General features: G+C 32.2%; 4 protein-coding genes. All 4 read left to right on the top strand.

Annotated features, from left to right (window positions below; all coding sequences use genetic code 11):
• A partial coding sequence (locus DXA55_RS17420; RefSeq protein WP_242998659.1) for a hypothetical protein occupies positions 1-234 on the top strand: 234 nt, incomplete at its 5' end.
• A 20-nt stretch (positions 235-254) separates the two neighbouring features.
• Complete coding sequence (locus tag DXA55_RS16775; protein ID WP_001814874.1) at positions 255-338, top strand: 23S rRNA methyltransferase attenuation leader peptide; 84 nt, start codon at positions 255-257, stop codon at positions 336-338.
• A 124-nt stretch (positions 339-462) separates the two neighbouring features.
• A complete protein-coding gene (gene erm(B), locus DXA55_RS16780) occupies positions 463-1200 on the top strand; it encodes a 23S rRNA (adenine(2058)-N(6))-methyltransferase Erm(B) (protein ID WP_117814657.1) in 738 nt (245 codons plus the stop codon).
• Positions 1201-1345: 145 nt separating this feature from the next.
• Positions 1346-1630 (top strand): topoisomerase C-terminal repeat-containing protein, encoded by a 285-nt coding sequence (locus tag DXA55_RS16790; RefSeq protein WP_002326770.1) that lies wholly within the window; start codon positions 1346-1348, stop codon positions 1628-1630.
• The last annotated feature ends 348 nt before the right edge of the window (positions 1631-1978 follow it).

The raw sequence follows: 1978 nt of genomic DNA on the forward strand, positions 1-1978 counted from the left end.
TTTTTGTTTTTAAGTATTATTCTTGGTGCGATTTCTCTTTTTCTCTGGAATTCACGTTGTACTATGGATAATTTTAATAAGCAAGAAACACTTACTTATTTGATGGTAAGCGTAATCATGTTGATTATCAGCATTTATGGTATATCTACAACTTGTGCAGATATGTTCTTGACTGTTATCTTAAAATTTTGTATAATAGGAATTGAAGTTAAATTAGATGCTAAAAATTTGTAATTAAGAAGGAGGGATTCGTCATGTTGGTATTCCAAATGCGTAATGTAGATAAAACATCTACTGTTTTGAAACAGACTAAAAACAGTGATTACGCAGATAAATAAATACGTTAGATTAATTCCTACCAGTGACTAATCTTATGACTTTTTAAACAGATAACTAAAATTACAAACAAATCGTTTAACTTCTGTATTTATTTACAGATGTAATCACTTCAGGAGTGATTACATGAACAAAAATATAAAATATTCTCAAAACTTTTTAACGAGTGAAAAAGTACTCAACCAAATAATAAAACAATTGAATTTAAAAGAAACCGATACCGTTTACGAAATTGGAACAGGTAAAGGGCATTTAACGACGAAACTGGCTAAAATAAGTAAACAGGTAACGTCTATTGAATTAGACAGTCATCTATTCAACTTATCGTCAGAAAAATTAAAACTGAATACTCGTGTCACTTTAATTCACCAAGATATTCTACAGTTTCAATTCCCTAACAAACAGAGGTATAAAATTGTTGGGAATATTCCTTACCATTTAAGCACACAAATTATTAAAAAAGTGGTTTTTGAAAGCCGTGCGTCTGACATCTATCTGATTGTTGAAGAAGGATTCTACAAGCGTACCTTGGATATTCACCGAACACTAGGGTTGCTCTTGCACACTCAAGTCTCGATTCAGCAATTGCTTAAGCTGCCAGCGGAATGCTTTCATCCTAAACCAAAAGTAAACAGTGTCTTAATAAAACTTACCCGCCATACCACAGATGTTCCAGATAAATATTGGAAGCTATATACGTACTTTGTTTCAAAATGGGTCAATCGAGAATATCGTCAACTGTTTACTAAAGATCAGTTTCATCAAGCAATGAAACACGCCAAAGTAAACAATTTAAGTACCATTACTTATGAGCAAGTATTGTCTATTTTTAATAGTTATCTATTATTTAACGGGAGGAAATAATTCTATGAGTCGCTTTTTTAAATTTGGAAAGTTACACGTTACTAAAGGGAATGGAGATAAATTATTAGATATACTACTGACAGCTTCCAAGAAGCTAAAGAGGTCCCTAGCGCCTACGGGGAATTTGTATCGATAAGGGGTACAAATTCCCACTAAGCGCTCGGGACCCCTTGTAGGAAAATGTCCTAAGTGTGGCAACAATATTGTATTAAAAAAATCGTTTTATGGTTGTTCAAATTATCCTGAATGTAAGTTTACTTTAGCTGAACATTTTAGAAAGAAAAAACTAACCAAAACGAATGTAAAAGAATTACTGGAGGGAAAAGAAACCCTGGTAAAAGGAATCAAAAACAAAGAGAAAAAGCCCTACAATGCCGTTGTAAAAATTGGGGAAAAGGGATATATTGATTTTATCTCTTTTTCAAAATAAACATAAAAGCCCTTTAAAGAGGGCTTTTATATATTAATCACAAATCACTTATCACAAATCACAAGTGATTAATCACAAATCACTTGTGATTTGTGATTCTTAATGATACAATATTACTATGTTTTAGCTTTAAAGGCTCGTACAGACTATATGTTTTGTGCGGGCTTTTTTCATACCCGAAAAAATTTAAAAAATTTTTCAAAAGAGGTCATTAAATCACACCTAGCTGTCCTTATATGGTAAGCGCAAAATATTGCTACGTTACTCATGAATTACGCTTGCACCAAAATGATAGATGCAAGCGTTTTACTCTATTTTAGTTTTGACAGTTCGTTTTCGCAGTCTCGC

The sequence above is a fragment of the Blautia sp. OF03-13 genome, from assembly GCF_003460685.1.
GTDB lineage: Bacteria > Bacillota > Clostridia > Lachnospirales > Lachnospiraceae > Fusicatenibacter > Fusicatenibacter saccharivorans.

Bases quoted from the DNA above. Each gene is read 5' to 3' on its own strand.
- DXA55_RS16775 (WP_001814874.1), top strand. From the start codon at position 255: ATGTTGGTATTCCAAATGCGTAATGTAGATAAAACATCTACTGTTTTG.